Here is a 15704-nt window from a genome sequence, read left to right as displayed (position 1 = left end):
GTCACAACTGAATGAAAAAAGGCGGCTATTATACTGGAAATTCTGTCGTTCGATAAGTCCGACGCACGATGTACGCTGCTTTGCTGCGCGCTTAACGTCTACACTCACATAAATTAACAATATTTGTTACCCTTTTGCTGAAGCCGCGCAGGTATTGTAGCCGCCTGACAACAGAAGAAGATACGGGGATACCATGTTAGAACTCAATGCAAAAAAAACGGCGCTGGTGGTGATCGATCTGCAGGAAGGTATTCTGCCTTTTGCCGGCGGACCACATCGGGCTGACGAGGTGGTGGCGCGTGCCGCTCGCCTGGCAGACAAGTGTCGACAACAGGGTTCACCGGTCATCATGGTCCGCGTCGGCTGGTCGGCCGATTTCGCCGAAGCGCTGAAACAGCCTGTCGACGCTCAGGCCGGGGCGCATAAGCTGCCTGAAAACTGGTGGACCTACCCGGCCACGCTGGGTAAGCAGGAGAGCGATATCGAAGTGACCAAACGCCAGTGGGGCGCGTTCTATGGCACCGACCTTGAGCTTCAGCTGCGCCGCCGCGGTATCGACACCATTATTCTCTGCGGTATCTCCACCAACATCGGCGTCGAATCCACCGCCCGCAACGCCTGGGAGCTGGGTTTTAACCTGGTCATCGCTGAAGATGCCTGCAGCGCCGCCTCCGCCGAGCAGCATCAGGGCAGCATGACGCATATTTTCCCGCGCATCGGTCGGGTGCGCAGCACCGAGGAGATCCTCGCCGCGCTATGATTTATATTGGGCTTCCCCAGTGGTCGCACCCGAAATGGGTGCGCCTTGGCATCACCAGCCTTGAAGAGTACGCCCGCCACTTCAATTGCGTGGAGGGTAACACCACCCTGTATGCGCTACCGAAGCCGGAGATTGTCACCCGCTGGTATGAACAAACCCATGATGACTTCCGCTTCTGCTTTAAATTCCCGGCCACCATCTCGCACCAGGCCGCCCTGCGTCATTGCGACGATTTAAGCAGTGAATTTTTTGCCCGCCTGGCGCCGCTGGCCTCGCGCATCGGCCAGTACTGGCTGCAGCTGCCGGCGACCTTCGGTCCTCGCGATCTCCCCGCGCTATGGCATTTTCTCGACGGGCTGCCGAAGGATTTCACCTACGGCGTCGAGGTTCGTCACCCCGAATTCTTCGCCAAAGGCGAAGCGGAACAGCAGCTCAACCGCGGGCTGCACGAGCGCAACGTTAACCGCGTGATCCTCGATAGCCGCCCGGTCCACAGCGCTGCGGCCACCAGTCCGGCGATGATCGACGCGCAGAAAAAGAAACCCAAAGTGCCGGTACATGCGGTGATGACCGCCCGGCAGCCGATGGTACGCTTTATCGGCGGTGACGACATGGCCCACAACCGGGAACTGTTTCGCGTCTGGCTGCAGACCCTGCCGAAGTGGCATCAGTCTGGCACCCCGTGGCTGTTCCTGCATACCCCAGACATTGCTTACGCGCCGACGCTGGTCGATACGCTGTGGAGCGATCTGCGCACCGCCCTGCCGGCGGCAGGAAATGCGCCGTCGATTCCGCAGCAATCCTCCCTTTTCTGATATCCTGCTATCATAATCGGAGCCATCTGCCAGAGTTAAAGGGAGTTTTCGTATGGTCAGCGCGCTGTATGCCGTTTTAGGTGCATTATTGTTAGTGAAGTTCTCGTTCGACGTGGTGCGGTTACGCACCCAATACCATGTAGGCTACGGTGACGGCGGCTTTAGCGAGCTACAGGTCGCCATCCGCGTTCACGGTAATGCCGTCGAATATGTGCCGATTGGCCTCATTTTGCTGTTATTTATGGAGATGAACGGCGCCCAGACCTGGATGGTGCACGTTTGCGGCATTTTATTGATTGTCGGGCGACTGATGCACTCCTGGGGTTTTCATCACCGCGTCTACCACTGGCGCCGCTCCGGCATGAGCGCCACCTGGTGCGCCTTGTTGCTGATGGTGCTGGCCAACCTCTGGTATATGCCCTGGGAGTTGGTTTTCTCCCTCCGTTAGCGCACAATACGCCGTTTTCGTTTTTTCGGGTTTAACGTTATGTCTCACCGCGATACGCTTTTTTCCGCGCCGATTGCCAGCCTCGGCGACTGGACCTTTGATGAACGGGTTGCTGAAGTCTTCCCGGATATGATCCAGCGCTCTGTGCCCGGCTATTCCAATATCATCTCGATGATCGGCATGCTGGCCGAGCGCTTCGTTCAGCCCAACACCCAGGTTTACGATCTTGGCTGTTCGCTGGGCGCCGCCACCCTCTCTGTGCGCCGCAATATTAGTCATCCGGGCTGTCGCATTATCGCCATCGACAACTCTCCCGCGATGGTAGAGCGCTGCCGTCGCCATATTGACGCCTATAAAGCGCCGACGCCGGTCGAGGTCATTGAAGGGGATATCCGCGATGTGGCCATTGAAAACGCCTCGCTGGTGATCCTGAACTTTACCATTCAGTTCCTTGAGCCGGGCGATCGCCAGGCGATCCTCAATAAAGTCTATCAGGGGCTTAATCCGGGCGGCGCGCTGGTGCTCTCGGAGAAATTCAGCTTCGAAGACGCCCACGTCGGCGAGCTGCTGTTCAATATGCATCATGATTTTAAACGCGCGAACGGCTACAGCGAGCTGGAGATCAGCCAGAAACGCAGCATGCTGGAAAATGTGATGCTGACGGACTCCGTGGAAACCCATAAAGCCCGCCTGCGTCAGGCTGGGTTTGAACATGCCGAACTGTGGTTCCAGTGCTTTAACTTTGGCTCGCTGGTGGCAGTAAAATCCGGGGAGCAGGCATGATCGACTTCAGTAATTTCTATCAGCTGATCGCCAAAAGCCCGCTATCTCACTGGCTGGAAACCTTGCCAGCTCAGGTAGCCGCCTGGCAGCGCGAGGCCCTGCACGGCAAGTTTCGCGAATGGGAGCGCGCCGTTGAGTTTCTTCCGGAATTAACGCCGTGGCGTCTGGATCTCCTGCACAGCGTCACCGCCGAGAGCGAAACGCCGCTCAGCGAAGGTCATCAGCTGCGGGTAGAAAACCTGCTTAAAAACCTGATGCCGTGGCGCAAAGGGCCTTATTCGCTGTACGGCATTAATATCGATACCGAATGGCGTTCCGACTGGAAATGGGAGCGCGTCCTGCCGCACCTGTCCGATCTTACCGGGCGGACTATCCTCGACGTGGGCTGCGGCAGCGGCTATCACATGTGGCGAATGATCGGCGCCGGCGCGCATCTGGCGGTCGGCATCGATCCCACCCAGCTGTTCCTGTGCCAGTTTGAAGCGGTGCGTAAGCTGCTCGGCAACGACCAGCGGGCGCATCTCCTGCCGCTGGGCATCGAGCAGCTGCCGGCGCTGGAGGCCTTCGACACCGTGTTCTCGATGGGCGTGCTCTACCACCGCCGCTCGCCGCTGGACCATCTGTGGCAACTGAAAGATCAGCTGGCGCCGGGAGGCGAGCTGGTGCTGGAGACGCTGGTGGTCGAAGGGGATGAAAATACGGTGCTGGTTCCGGGCGACCGCTATGCGCAGATGCGCAACGTCTATTTTATTCCCTCGGCGGCGGCCCTGAAAATGTGGCTGGAGAAGTGCGGGTTTATCGATGTGCGCATCGTCGATGCCTGCGTCACCTCGACCGATGAGCAGCGGCGCACCGAATGGATGACCAGTGAATCGCTGGCCGATTTCCTCGACCCGCAGGATCAGCGCAAAACCGTGGAGGGGTATCCGGCTCCGCTGCGCGCGGTGATTATCGCCACCAAACCGGAAACGCAGCAGTCGCTGGCAAAAAAAGCGAGATAAAAAAAGGCCCCTGTTTAATGGGCAGGGGCCTGGTACGGGCAATCATCATATTGGGCGACATGATGTGCAGCAAAAAACCGTTTAACTTCTCCAGGCGGAGATAATCCCTTTCATCTCCGCCACCGCTTCGCCATTGACGGCGTAGCGCCTGTATTCGTCCGCATCGGGATCGGCTGACATCGAAACGCCTGGATGACGAAAGCGCATCTCCGATGGCAACCACTGGCCTGCAGAGCTATGAACCTCTTTCACCCCCGCCTGCAGCAACAGCGGCAAGTTCGCGGCGCGCACTCCCGCACCGGCCATAATGATTGGAGTATCCCCTGCGGCAATAAGTTCCGTAATTAATGAAATACCTTTCTCCGCCGAGGATTGCTGACCGGAAGTCAGGATACGTTTAACCCCCAGCTCACCCAGCGTCTTCCAGGCCTGACGCGGGTCGGCACACAGATCGAACGCGCGATGAAAGGTCACCGCCAGCGGCCCGGCCGCGGCCATTATTTTTTTCATCCGCGGGATATCGACCTGGCCATCGGCATTCAGTACGCCGGTCACCACCCCGGGAAAGCCGAGCTCCCGCACCATGCAGATATCGCTAAGCATCGCGGCGAACTCCTCTTCGGTGTAGCAGAAATCGCCGCCGCGCGGGCGAACGATCGGATGCACCGGGAGGGTAATCGCCTCGCGGACCGAGACCAGCACCCCATAAGAGGGTGTTAATCCCCCTTCCTGCGGCGCGGCGCAGAGTTCAATACGATCGGCGCCGCAGCGCTCAGCCTCCCGAGCGCACGCCATGCTGTAGCAACACACTTCCAGTACCGCCATTCCTCTCTCCCTGATCCAGACAACCTTTGCAGCATGTCATGATTTCACGCGGCAGACGCCGCGCGGCTTCACACTGTTACGTATCAGCTTGCTCGCTGGCGACGATTTGTTCAATCGACCACGGATGAAATTTCACCGTCACGCTGCCGTCGGTCACCGCCAGGGTGGGATTCGGCAGACGCTCATGCTGCCCTTTCGGCGAGCTGGTTTTGACGACGATCCCCGGCTGGCTGAGTCCATCATCGGCCAGCAGCGCCAGCGCGCGGGCATTTAAGGTTGCCGGATCGCCAGGCAGGACAATTTCAATATGCTCCCAGCCTTCATGGGGATAACGCTTTTCACCCGGCCACGGCAGCTCAATGATATGGAAGCGCCAGTGCGCCACGCAGACCGGCTCCGCCAGCTTGAACAGGCAAATGGGCCGGCCGTTAATCATATTCTCCGACAGCAGGGTTCCGCACTGTTCCAGACCGCGGCGCCAGCGTTCCGCAGTGGTATTCTGATGACAGCGCAGGGAGATATGGTCGGCGTCGAGCCCGGCGATCTCCAGTCCCAGTCGCGCAGTGAAGCGCTGAAGCGCATCGGAAAATCGCGGGAGATCCGCCGTAATATCGGCCAGTTGTTCAATTTGCTGCCAGTTTGCCATGGGTTTGCTCGTCAATGATGCTCGTCAGTAATGAAAAGGTAATTTACCGTGTTTCGGTCTGCGGACCAACCGCCGCCCTGCTGATGGGCAACTGAACGGCGATGGATTGCGCACGCCGCCGCGCCGCGCGCAATGCTGACGGACGGGGACAAATGCAGTATACTCCCGCCCTAATTTGTCCACATTATGGCGCTGCCTCCCTCGGGGGCAGGCGCATTACACGTAAGGTATTCCGGTGAATATTCAGGCTCTTCTCTCAGAAAAAGTCAGCCAGGCCCTGATCGCGGCAGGCGCGCCTGCCGATTGCGAACCTCAGGTCCGCCAGTCAGCAAAAGTTCAGTTCGGTGACTATCAGGCCAACGGCGTGATGGCTGTCGCCAAAAAACTGGGCATGGCGCCGCGACAACTTGCAGAGCAGGTACTGTCTCATCTTGACCTCAACGGCATTGCCAACAAGGTTGAAATCGCCGGGCCGGGCTTTATCAATATTTTCCTCGATCCTGCTTTTCTGGCGGACAACGTCAACCGCGCGCTGCAGTCTGAGCGCCTGGGCGTCACGAAACCGCAGGCGCAGACTATCGTCGTCGACTACTCGGCACCCAACGTAGCGAAAGAGATGCACGTTGGCCATCTGCGTTCGACCATCATTGGCGATGCTTCAGTCCGTACCCTGGAGTTCCTGGGTCATAAGGTGATCCGCGCCAACCACGTCGGCGACTGGGGCACCCAGTTCGGTATGCTGATCGCGTATCTGGAAAAACAGCAGCAGGAAAACGCCGGTGAGATGGCCCTGGCCGACCTCGAAGGTTTCTATCGCGAAGCGAAAAAGCACTACGACGAAGACGAAGCCTTCGCCGAGCGCGCACGTAGCTACGTGGTTAAACTGCAGGGCGGCGATCAGTACTTCCTGCAGATGTGGCGTAAGCTGGTCGACATCACCATGTCGCAAAACCAGATCACCTACGATCGCCTGAATGTGACGCTGACCCGCGATGACGTAATGGGTGAGAGCCTGTACAACCCGATGCTGCCGGGGATCGTCGCCGATCTGAAAGCCAAAGGGCTGGCCGTCGAGAGCGAAGGCGCCACCGTGGTGTTCCTTGATGAGTATAAAAACAAGGAAGGCGAACCGATGGGCGTCATCATCCAGAAAAAGGATGGAGGCTACCTTTACACCACCACCGATATCGCCTGCGCGAAGTATCGCTATGAAACGCTGCACGCCGACCGCGTGCTCTATTACATCGACTCTCGTCAGCACCAGCACCTGATGCAGGCGTGGACCATCGTGCGTAAAGCAGGCTACGTGCCGGACTCTGTGCCGCTGGAGCACCATATGTTCGGTATGATGCTGGGGAAAGACGGCAAGCCGTTTAAAACCCGCGCCGGCGGTACCGTGAAGCTGGCCGATCTGCTGGACGAAGCGCTGGAGCGCGCCCGTCGCCTGGTAGCGGAGAAAAACCCGGACATGTCGGCTGACGAGCTGGAAAATCTGGCGAAAGTGGTCGGTATCGGCGCGGTGAAATATGCCGATCTGTCGAAAAACCGCACCACCGATTACGTTTTTGACTGGGATAATATGCTGGCGTTCGAAGGCAACACCGCGCCGTATATGCAGTATGCCTATACCCGCGTGCTCTCCGTCTTCCGCAAAGCCGGCATCGACGAAAACGCGATGAACGACGCGCCGGTGGTCATCGCCGAAGATCGCGAAGCCCAGCTGGCCGCGCGCCTGCTGCAGTTTGAAGAGACCCTCTCCGTGGTCGCTCGCGAAGGGACGCCGCACGTGATGTGCGCCTACCTGTACGATCTGGCGGGGCTATTCTCCGGCTTCTACGAGCATTGCCCGATCCTCAGCGCGGAAAGCGAAGAGACCCGCAACAGCCGCCTGAAGCTGGCGCTGCTGACGGCGAAAACCCTCAAGCTGGGTCTCGATACCCTGGGTATCGAAACCGTAGAGCGTATGTAACAAACAACCCGGCGAAAGCCGGGTTAGTTTTATTCGGCGCCCCGTCAGCGGGGCCCCTGCTCAGAAATACTTGCGCAGATACTCCGTCAGACAAAGGATCGCCATCGCCTGGCCATAGGGCATCGAGGTAAGCGGGATCTGGCGATAAAAATCAAGGTCTGCCCCCATTCCGGTGCCAAACGAGGTCTGCAGCAGCTCCCCCTGCGGCGAAATATTCTGCACAATCCCGCGAATCGCTTTTTCAGCCACCCCGGCATAGTGCTGCCCGACGTAACGCTTGCGCACCGCTTTGAGAATGCCGTAGGCAAAGCCGGCGGTCGCGGAGGCCTCAGGATAAGAGTGCGGATCGTCCAGCAGGGTATGCCACAGGCCGCTGTCGTCCTGGCATTTTGCTAAGGCGGCAATCTGTGCGTCGAGTACCGTCATCAGATAACGCCGTACCGCGTTCCCCTCGGGGAGATCCACCAGCTCCAGAAAGTCCGGGATCACCATGGTGAGCCAGCTGTTGCCCCGCGCCCAGCGCGCCCGGGCAAAGTTGTGCCGCCCCTCATAACTCCAGCCGTGAAACCACAGCCCGGTCTCCCGGTCCATCAGGTTCTGCACATGGAGCAGGAACTGATAGGTCGCCTCCTCCACATACTGCGGGCGATTAAGCAGCTTGCCAATTTTGGCTAACGGCAGCACGGTCATCATCAGCGTGTCATCCCACATTTGCTGATGGTTCTCCTCCGCCAGGGTCATGTGCTGCATGCCGCCCTGCTCGGTGCGCGGCATCTCATGCATCGCCCACTCCGCCCAGCTCTCCAGCCACGGCAGATACGCCATCCGGCCGGTCTCTTCAAAGCGGTATGCCAGGGTCAGGAACGGGGCCATCGTATTGACGTTTTTGGTCGTTGCCCCCTCGGCGAAGCGGTCGGCAAACCAGCGGTCGATGATATCGCGCATCTCGATATCGCCGGTTTGCTGATAATACTGATAGATGCCGTACAGCCCAACGCCGTGGGTCCACTCCCAGCCGGCCCAGCCTTTGGTATCGATCACGCGCCCGTCATCGAGGCGCAGTAAAAATTGCCCGCTCTCATCCTTAATGTTCACCAGGTTTTGCGTCACGTTGCGGATCAGTGCCTGCAGTTCGCTGCGGGCGATAAAACGCTCAGGCTGACACAGTAATGGGCTATGTTTGACTGGCCAAACTTTCATGTTGTTAACCTCGGGTGTATGTCGAATTTAAAGCGCCGCCCTGGGTGAGCCCCGGGGCAGCAGGTTTATGACGATTCAGATAGCCAATATTGTTATTGCCCCACAGGCAGTCGTAAGGCATCCCCGCCAGCATCTCGACCACCGCGCGGTGTTCTGCAATGGTCTGTTCCGGCTGGGCACTGCCGAGATCGCGCATTCTGAGGGTTTCACTGCGCAGGATGCTGTGGGTGTGCAGGTTGAGCTTGAAGCGTAGCGAGACGAGGAAGCCGCAGGCTAACACCACCAGAGTGCCGACGCTGAGGATCAGCAAAATGGTATGACTCACCCCTGGCGGTTGTATTTTTTGCCCGGAGACAAACCCCGACAGCTGCATGATGATACCCACCAGCATGACCGCCCCCGCCTGCGAGGCTTTGCGGGTCAGCGTCATGATGCCGGCAAAAATTCCTTCGCGGCGCTGGCCGGTGATCGCCTCGTCGACGTCGGCAATATAGGTATAGGTATTCCACGGTACGTAGTTAATCCCGCCGCGTCCCAGTCCGGCGACAGCAGAGATGAGCAGCAGTAAGGAATAGACGTCGCTCAGTCCGGCGTAATAGAGCAGCGCATACGAGAGCGAGCTCAGGCCAAACAGGACCACCACCATGCGGTAGGACGGCGCGGGACCAAAGCGAATGCACAACGGGATCATGGCGATCACCGCAATAAACTGGAAGATGGCCATCGTCCCGAGCAGATTCGAGGCGACAGAGGCTTCCTGCATCAGGACAAAAACCACGTAATAGGTAAACACGGCATTGAAGACGTCCTGGGCGATATAGCCCCCCAGATACATGCCGAGGTGCTGGCGGAAAATTTTTATCCGCAGCGTGGAGCTTAGCTCAATCACCAGGCGATTGAGGCTCTGAGCGAGGGTTAAGTTTTGTTTTTCCGCTTCCGCCCGCAGCGCCGCCTCTGACCACGCCTCACGCGGCCGTTCCCACGTGAAGCACCAGACGAAGGTCAGCATCACCGCGCACAGGACCGAGAACACCAGACTGGCATAAAAGAATGAGCTGGCATTGTCTTTCCCGAGCCAGGTGAGGAGGATCCCCGGCAGAAAGGAGGCTAAAATCGCCGACATTTGCGCCATCGAGATGCGCGCGCCAGAAAATTTGGTTTTCTGTTTAAAGTCATCAGTCATCTCTGGCACCAGCGTTTCGTAGGGCACCAGAATCATGGTGTAAACCATATCAAACAGCAGATAGGTGACGAGGTAGTACCAGAAGCCCATCTCGCCGACCCACATCGCTGAATAGCTGAATACGCACGGAATACCGAGCAGAATAAAGAATTTTCTGCGGCCGAAGCGCTTTCCGAGCCAGGTGGTGCCGAAGTTATCGGTGAGAAAGCCCATCAGCGGGCTCACCACCGCATCCAGCACGCGGGCAGCAGCAAAAATAAGCGTGGCCTCAATTGGGGTCAGTCCGCAGAAGGTCGTGTAAAAGTAGAGTAGCCATGCGGCAGTTAGCGCTGTCGTGCCGGCGCCGAGAAAATCGCCCGCGCCGTAGGCCAGGTAGTTAGCCAGTCCAATTTTTCGTGTTTTCATCGCCGTGATCCTGTGTCTTTTATTAAAAGAACGCCGACAATCGTTCCGGATTTGCCACCGGAAGGGAGTGGGTACCTGGCTACACTAAAAGCAGTGAAACGACGTTACCTTTGTGTTTTTGCCACGGAACAACCGCCGGTGGCAAAATGACAAAGAGACGATGTCTCTACTTCACTCATTTATAAAACAGCATTTCTTTTAAATAAAAAGGCAGGTTCATTTATGTGATCTTGTGAGGAAAACACGGACTGGCGAAGAGCGTCGCAAATCACGGGAGCAACCCTTGCGCCGCTGGGGAAACAGGAGTAAAGAAAGAAGGGTTATTCCGCGTATCTCAAGGAGGCCAGATGCCTTATTCACATCTGCTGGTTGCCGTCGCGCCAACGCCGGAAAGTCAGATATTAATTAAAAAAGCGGTGTCGATTGCCCGCCCCGTTAACGCGAAAGTGAGCTTTATTACCTTCGCCACGGATCCGGAAATGTATAACCAGTTCGCCGCACCGATGATGGAAAATCTGCGTGAGCTGATGCAGGAAGAAACGCGGGAGTTTCTCAATGAGCTGGCACGTCAGGCGGACTACCCGATAGAAAAAATGACCATCGCCTGCGGCGAACTGGGTCACCATGTCAAAGACTTTTGCCTGTCGCACAAGGTTGATCTGGTGATCTGCGGCAATCACAACCACTCGCTTTTCTCGCGCGCCACCTGCTCGGCGAAAAATATCGTCGGCAGTAGCGGCGTCGATGTTCTGCTGGTTTCCCTTGAAAAGGGCTAACGCCGGTTAGCCCTTTTCCTGAACTAGGCCAGTTTAGGGAAGGTGGCTATCTTCCCCCGCAGACGGCTCTCCTCGCTGCGCGGCGAAATATGCTGCAGATCGTCGACAAAACGCGCCTGCCAGTTATGAATATCATTCTCTCTGATCACGTCCAGCATCGCGGAATGACGGGCGATACGTTCCGCCAGCGGCATGCTGAGAGCACGATCCAGCGCGGTGGCAACCTCATCGCGATCGTAAGGGTTGACGATCAGCGCGCTGGTCAGCTCCTGCGCCGCCCCGGCAAACTGCGACAGGACCAGCACCCCGGGGTTATCCGGATCCTGCGCCGCGACGTATTCTTTCGCCACCAGGTTCATGCCATCACGCAGCGGCGTCACCAGCCCGACGTCAGAGTAGCGGAAGACCTTCATCAGCAGCTTACGGTCAAAATGCTGGTTCAGGTAGTAGAGCGGGGTCCAGCCAAGCTGGCCAAACTGGCCATTGATGCGTCCGGCTGCAGTTTCCAGCTGGTGACGAATATCCTGATAGGCCTGTACATCGCCACGGGAAGTGGGCGCGATCTGAGTATAACGGATCTTGCCATGATGTTGAGGGTACTTCTCAAGCAGCGTCTCATAGGCGAGGAATCGCTCCGGCAACCCTTTCGAGTAGTCAAGCCGCTCCACGGAGAAGATATTCTTCACATTTTTCAGCTCATTCTTCAGCTGGGCCAGCTTCGGCGGCAGCGGGCCTTTGGCGTTGCGCGTAATTTCGTCCGGATCGATCCCAATCGGATAAACCTCGGTACTGAACGCCTTACCCCATGCCTGATAGCGTTTGTCCCCGAGATCGGAGAGTCGGGTCTGCATGGCAATGCTGTCAAGAAAGGCGGTTCTGTCGCTTTCGGTCTGGAAGCCCAGCAGATCGTAATCGCACAGTTGCTCCAGCAGCTCGGCATGCGGCGGTAGCGCGTTAAAAATCTCCGGCGTCGGGAATGGAATATGCAAAAAGAAGCCGATCCGGTTGTTCACTCCGCGCTTACGCAGTTCACTGGCGAAAGGCAGCAGATGGTAATCATGGATCCACAGCGTATCGTCTGGCTCGATCAGCGGCAGAAGCTTGTCCGCCAGCATCGCGTTGACCCGCAGATATCCCTCCCAGGCTTCGCGCTGGAAGCTGACCAGGTCAAGACGATAGTGGAAGGCCGGCCACAGCACGGCGTTGGAAAACTGGTTGTAATATTCATCATGGTCCCGTTCATTCAGGTTGAACGACGCCCAGGAGATATTTCCGCGGGAGACCTGCTTCAGCGGCTGCTGGTCATCGCCAATTTCGCCGCTCCAGCCAAACCACAGACCCCCCGCCGCTTTCAGTGCCCCCAGGATGCCGACGGCCAGACCGCCAGCGCTCGATTTTTTATCGTCCGGTAAGGCGATACGGTTAGAGACTACGACTAAACGACTCATGGTCATCCCTCCTTTCGGTTTGCGCGTCATACGCCAAATGTTGCAACCACGTCCTTACAGCGGCGGCATCCGCCAACCGCCAGTGCGCCTGAGTTTCCCCGGCGCCGACTTTTACCGACATTCCCTGCAGTTGATTAACCACGCTAAATCCCGCCTCATCGGTCAAATCATCGCCGACAAAAACCGGTTCGCGGCCGGCAAACGGCGCCTCCTGCATGAAGGCGCTGATCGCCTCCCCTTTGTTCACTCCGCGGGGTTTAATCTCCACCACGCATTTACCCAGCTGCAATGCCAGCAGCGGGTAGCGCTGAACGATGCGCTGAGCCAGCTCCAGTACTGCGCTCTGCTGCTGCGGAGCCTGGCGGTAGTGCAGCGCGAAGGCCATCTCTTTACTCTCCAGCTCGCAGCCGGGGAGCCCCTGCAGCGCCGAGGTCAGCTCAGTCGCGATTTCATCGCGCAGCGCCGACGGCAGAGAAACGATATAGGTTTTACCATTGATATCACGGCGTTCTGCCCCGTGCACGCCGGCCAGCGGTAGCCGCCAGGGATGGGTTAGCGCGTCAAGTTCAGCCATTGAGCGCCCTGAAATCAATGCCACCGCCCCACCCTGCTGCTGGGCCAGCGCGTTGAGCGCCTGCAACGTGTTGTCGGGTATCACCACCTGATCGGGGTGCGGTTGGATATCGGCAAGAGTACCGTCGAGGTCAAAGAAAAAAGCGTAGTTTCCGGTTAGCGCAGGCGGTACAGATATCTGGTTATCCACCCTGTTTCCTCCTTATCATGGCCAGCCGAAGCTGGTTGTTAATTATATGTTAGCCATGTAAGTATAGACAGTGTGACCAACCTCGCCATTTTTGATAGTTACCGCCAGCGAAACGGGCGCTGGCGGTAATTACTCTGTAGACTTAAAAGTTATGCCTGAAATCAGGCCGCGCGTTTGGCTTTTTGTTTGTAGCGGTCAAAAATCACCGCCGCCAGCAGGATCACACCGCGCACGACGTATTGTGAGAAAGGCGAGATGTTCAGCAGGTTCATCGCGTTCTCCACGGTCCCGAGGATCAGGATCCCGGCGACCACGTAGGAGATCTTGCCGATCCCGCCCTTCAGCGATACCCCGCCCAGCACGCAGGCTGAAATAACAATCAGCTCATAGCCAATCGAGGTCATCGGCTGGCCGCTGGTCATCCGCGACGCCAGAATGATCCCCGCGGCGGCCGATACCAGACCGGAGAGCACAAAGATAATAATCTTGGTGCGCACCACCGGGACCCCGGCCAGACGCGCCGCCTCTTCATTGCCGCCAATAGCCAGCGTATTACGGCCAAAGGTGGTTTTGTTTAGTAATAATCCGAAAACCACCAGGCAGGCGACCGTCAGCCAGATTGGCGCCGGCAGACCAAACCAGTTGGCGTAGCCGAGAGTGAAGAAGCGCTCATCTTCGATCCCCACCGCTTTCCCGTCGGAGATAATGTAGGCCAGGCCCCGGACGATTTGCATCGTCGCGAGGGTGGTGATCAGGGCGTTAATCTTCAGGCGCGCAATGACAAAGCCGTTGACCAGACCACTGACCGCGCCCAGCAGCAGGCCGGCGGCAATCCCCAGCCACAGGCTTTCGCTCAGGTTAATCACCACTGCGGTAGTGACCCCGGCACAGGCGATAACCGACGCCACCGACAGGTCAAAATCGCCGGAGGCCAGGCAGAAGAGCATGCCGCAGGCCACCATTCCGGACATCGAGATCGCCAGCCCCAGCCCCTTCATATTGACGAATGAGGCAAAGTTGGGCACAAAAATAACGCAGCCGATAAACAGCACAGCAAACACCACCAGCATGCCAAACTGATCCCAAATGCGGGCAAAGCTAAAGGCAGAGCGGGTAGCGCCGGACGTAGTCACAGATGACATCATTTACTCCTTACTCAGGCGACAGCCTGACTCACTTTTGGCATCGCAAGGCTTAACGCCTGCTGTTCATTGGCTTCGTCATGCAGCAGTTCGCCGGCGATTTGCCCTTCGCGCATCACCACGATGCGGTCAGCGACGCCCAGCACTTCCGGCAGGTCGCTGGAGGCAAACACCACGGCAACACCTGAGGCGGCGAGGCCATATATCACGTTGTAAATTTCATGTTTGGCGCCGACGTCGATGCCGCGGGTGGGCTCATCGAGCAGGATCACCTTCATCTCTTCCGACAGCCAGCGGCCAAGGATCGCTTTCTGCTGGTTGCCGCCCGACAGGTTCATGATCAGCTGTTCCGGGCCAGGCGTTTTAATGTTCAGCGACTGGATATGCTGATCGGCATTGTCTGCCTCCCAGGCGTTGTTGATCAGGCAGCCAGCGTGAATATGCTTGCGCCGGGCGCTGATATTGATATTGTCGCGTACGGAGTGAACCGGAATAATCCCCTCCGCTTTGCGATCTTCCGGGCACAGCATCATCCCGGCCTGGATGGCCTGGGCCGGTTTACGAATGTCCACGGGCTGGCCATCGATATACACCTGACCGTCGGTGATCCGGGTGCCGCCAAATAAGCCTTTCATCAGTTCGCTGCGACCGGCGCCCACCAGCCCGAACAGGCCGACGATTTCGCCACTGCGTACCGAGAGGCTGACCGGCGTACGCACGCCCGGTGCTTTGACCTCCTCCAGACGCAGCCGCTCTTCGCCATAGGGGCGAGGTTTCCAGCCGTATATATCGCCTAGATTGCGCCCCACCATCGCCTGAACCAGGGCGTCATGACTGACACTCGGCATATCGTCAAAGGTGCAGACATAGCGGCCATCCTTAAAGACGGTGATGGCATCGCTGAGGGCAAAAATTTCTTCCATCCGGTGCGAAACATAGATGATGACTCGCCCCTCCTCCCGCAGTTCGCGGATAACGCGAAACAGATTGTCGATCTCCCGGGCGGAGAGCGAACTGGTCGGTTCATCGAAAGCGATGATCTTGGCATTGCGCGCCAGCGCTTTGGCAATCTCCACCATCTGCCACTGGCCTATAGAGAGATACTTCAGCGGCGTCTCCGGATCGATATCCAGCCCCAGATGTTCCAGCTGCAGGCGGGCCTCATAGTTGAGCAACGATCGGTTGACGATACCGCCTCTGTGCGGTAGCTGGCCAAGATAGATATTTTCAGCGACGGTCATCTCCGGGATCAGATGCAGCTCCTGGTAGATAATCGCCACGCCGGCGTTCAGCGCCTCCATGGTATTGCTGAATGCCATCTGCTGGCCGCCGATCTGCAGGTGGCCAGCGGTCGGAATATAGTTGCCGCTGAGAATTTTCAGCAGCGTCGATTTGCCTGCGCCATTTTCACCCATCAGCGCGTGGATCTGTCCGGGGTAGCAGTCAAAACTGATATCGGACAAGGCCTTTACGCCAGGGAACGTCATGGTGATGCCGCGAAATGAGAGATAAGGGGTAGACTGTTGCATAACGACTCCGC

Annotated in this window: 15 protein-coding genes; 7 read left to right on the top strand and 8 right to left on the bottom strand. The window is 57.7% G+C overall.

Features of this window, described 5'->3' with window-relative positions:
- Nucleotides 1-193: 193 nt before the first annotated feature.
- From DTA24_RS10755 to cmoB, 5 genes are read left to right on the top strand one after another with little or no spacing between them, the layout of a single operon-like run.
- On the top strand, nucleotides 194-760 hold the full coding sequence (locus DTA24_RS10755) for a hydrolase (RefSeq protein WP_123836820.1): 567 nt from the start codon (nucleotides 194-196) through the stop codon (nucleotides 758-760).
- Entirely contained in the window at nucleotides 757-1575 is an 819-nt protein-coding gene (locus tag DTA24_RS10750; RefSeq protein ID WP_012967677.1) for a DUF72 domain-containing protein, read from the top strand. The genes DTA24_RS10755 and DTA24_RS10750 overlap by 4 nt, the downstream gene beginning before the upstream one ends.
- 52 nt (nucleotides 1576-1627) lie before the next feature.
- Nucleotides 1628-2023 carry an MAPEG family protein gene (locus DTA24_RS10745; RefSeq protein ID WP_008804243.1) on the top strand — a complete coding sequence of 132 codons (396 nt, stop codon included), beginning with the start codon at nucleotides 1628-1630 and terminating at the stop codon, nucleotides 2021-2023.
- Nucleotides 2024-2062: 39 nt separating this feature from the next.
- Nucleotides 2063-2806 carry a carboxy-S-adenosyl-L-methionine synthase CmoA gene (cmoA, locus tag DTA24_RS10740; protein ID WP_008804242.1) on the top strand — a complete coding sequence of 248 codons (744 nt, stop codon included), beginning with the start codon at nucleotides 2063-2065 and terminating at the stop codon, nucleotides 2804-2806.
- Nucleotides 2803-3807: a tRNA 5-methoxyuridine(34)/uridine 5-oxyacetic acid(34) synthase CmoB gene (cmoB, locus tag DTA24_RS10735; RefSeq protein WP_008804241.1), complete on the top strand. Its 1005-nt coding sequence runs from the start codon at nucleotides 2803-2805 to the stop codon at nucleotides 3805-3807. Before cmoA ends, cmoB begins: the two co-directional genes overlap by 4 nt.
- Before the next feature lie 81 nt (nucleotides 3808-3888).
- Here the strand turns inward: cmoB and cutC are convergent, their stop codons facing one another.
- The gene (gene cutC, locus DTA24_RS10730; RefSeq protein ID WP_008804240.1) at nucleotides 3889-4632 is read right to left on the bottom strand and encodes a copper homeostasis protein CutC; all 744 of its coding nucleotides are present in this window, start codon (nucleotides 4630-4632) and stop codon (nucleotides 3889-3891) included.
- Between the two features lie 76 nt (nucleotides 4633-4708).
- A complete protein-coding gene (locus DTA24_RS10725) occupies nucleotides 4709-5278 on the bottom strand; it encodes a VOC family protein (protein ID WP_008804239.1) in 570 nt (189 codons plus the stop codon).
- 235 nt (nucleotides 5279-5513) lie between these two features.
- Between DTA24_RS10725 and argS the strand changes: the two genes are divergently transcribed.
- Nucleotides 5514-7247 carry an arginine--tRNA ligase gene (gene argS, locus DTA24_RS10720; RefSeq protein ID WP_012541245.1) on the top strand — a complete coding sequence of 578 codons (1734 nt, stop codon included), beginning with the start codon at nucleotides 5514-5516 and terminating at the stop codon, nucleotides 7245-7247.
- Between the two features lie 60 nt (nucleotides 7248-7307).
- Here argS and DTA24_RS10715 read toward each other — a convergent pair whose 3' ends face one another.
- Nucleotides 7308-8447, bottom strand: coding sequence for a glycoside hydrolase family 105 protein (locus DTA24_RS10715; RefSeq protein WP_023322900.1), 1140 nt, complete (start codon nucleotides 8445-8447; stop codon nucleotides 7308-7310).
- A gap of 4 nt (nucleotides 8448-8451) precedes the next feature.
- Nucleotides 8452-10035, bottom strand: a complete 1584-nt coding sequence (locus DTA24_RS10710; protein ID WP_008804236.1) for an MFS transporter — start codon at nucleotides 10033-10035, stop codon at nucleotides 8452-8454.
- Nucleotides 10036-10382: 347 nt separating this feature from the next.
- Here DTA24_RS10710 and uspC point away from each other — a divergent pair, with 347 nt between their 5' ends.
- Complete coding sequence (gene uspC / locus DTA24_RS10705; protein ID WP_012541242.1) at nucleotides 10383-10811, top strand: universal stress protein UspC; 429 nt, start codon at nucleotides 10383-10385, stop codon at nucleotides 10809-10811.
- A gap of 23 nt (nucleotides 10812-10834) precedes the next feature.
- On the opposite strand, the gene otsA is transcribed toward uspC, so the two are convergent.
- The 4 genes from otsA to araG form a co-directional block, all read right to left on the bottom strand.
- Nucleotides 10835-12259: an alpha,alpha-trehalose-phosphate synthase gene (otsA, locus tag DTA24_RS10700; RefSeq protein ID WP_008804234.1), complete on the bottom strand. Its 1425-nt coding sequence runs from the start codon at nucleotides 12257-12259 to the stop codon at nucleotides 10835-10837.
- Nucleotides 12234-13022, bottom strand: a complete 789-nt coding sequence (otsB, locus tag DTA24_RS10695) for a trehalose-phosphatase (protein WP_008804233.1) — start codon at nucleotides 13020-13022, stop codon at nucleotides 12234-12236. Before otsB ends, otsA begins: the two co-directional genes overlap by 26 nt.
- Nucleotides 13023-13183: 161 nt before the next feature.
- Nucleotides 13184-14164 (bottom strand): L-arabinose ABC transporter permease AraH, encoded by a 981-nt coding sequence (gene araH, locus DTA24_RS10690; RefSeq protein ID WP_004203438.1) that lies wholly within the window; start codon nucleotides 14162-14164, stop codon nucleotides 13184-13186.
- 14 nt (nucleotides 14165-14178) lie between these two features.
- Complete coding sequence (gene araG / locus DTA24_RS10685) at nucleotides 14179-15693, bottom strand: L-arabinose ABC transporter ATP-binding protein AraG (protein WP_032730730.1); 1515 nt, start codon at nucleotides 15691-15693, stop codon at nucleotides 14179-14181.
- Between the last annotated feature and the right edge of the window lie 11 nt (nucleotides 15694-15704).

Origin of the sequence: Klebsiella sp. P1CD1 (assembly GCF_003790505.1) — a bacterium.
Taxonomy (GTDB): Bacteria; Pseudomonadota; Gammaproteobacteria; order Enterobacterales; family Enterobacteriaceae; genus Klebsiella; species Klebsiella variicola.
Note: the sequence above shows the minus strand (reverse complement) of the source record. Positions and strands in the feature narration are given on the sequence as shown.

Excerpts from the sequence above, each read along its gene's own strand:
- cmoB (WP_008804241.1), top strand. The coding sequence starts at position 2,803 with ATGATCGACTTCAGTAATTTCTATCAGCTGATCGCCAAAAGCCCGCTA.
- DTA24_RS10710 (WP_008804236.1), bottom strand. The coding sequence starts at position 10,035 with ATGAAAACACGAAAAATTGGACTGGCTAACTACCTGGCCTACGGCGCG.
- araG (WP_032730730.1), bottom strand. The coding sequence starts at position 15,693 with ATGCAACAGTCTACCCCTTATCTCTCATTTCGCGGCATCACCATGACG.
- DTA24_RS10715 (WP_023322900.1), bottom strand. The coding sequence starts at position 8,447 with ATGAAAGTTTGGCCAGTCAAACATAGCCCATTACTGTGTCAGCCTGAG.
- DTA24_RS10755 (WP_123836820.1), top strand. The coding sequence starts at position 194 with ATGTTAGAACTCAATGCAAAAAAAACGGCGCTGGTGGTGATCGATCTG.
- DTA24_RS10745 (WP_008804243.1), top strand. The coding sequence starts at position 1,628 with ATGGTCAGCGCGCTGTATGCCGTTTTAGGTGCATTATTGTTAGTGAAG.
- DTA24_RS10750 (WP_012967677.1), top strand. The coding sequence starts at position 757 with ATGATTTATATTGGGCTTCCCCAGTGGTCGCACCCGAAATGGGTGCGC.
- otsA (WP_008804234.1), bottom strand. The coding sequence starts at position 12,259 with ATGAGTCGTTTAGTCGTAGTCTCTAACCGTATCGCCTTACCGGACGAT.
- cutC (WP_008804240.1), bottom strand. The coding sequence starts at position 4,632 with ATGGCGGTACTGGAAGTGTGTTGCTACAGCATGGCGTGCGCTCGGGAG.
- uspC (WP_012541242.1), top strand. The coding sequence starts at position 10,383 with ATGCCTTATTCACATCTGCTGGTTGCCGTCGCGCCAACGCCGGAAAGT.
- cmoA (WP_008804242.1), top strand. The coding sequence starts at position 2,063 with ATGTCTCACCGCGATACGCTTTTTTCCGCGCCGATTGCCAGCCTCGGC.
- DTA24_RS10725 (WP_008804239.1), bottom strand. The coding sequence starts at position 5,278 with ATGGCAAACTGGCAGCAAATTGAACAACTGGCCGATATTACGGCGGAT.
- araH (WP_004203438.1), bottom strand. The coding sequence starts at position 14,164 with ATGTCATCTGTGACTACGTCCGGCGCTACCCGCTCTGCCTTTAGCTTT.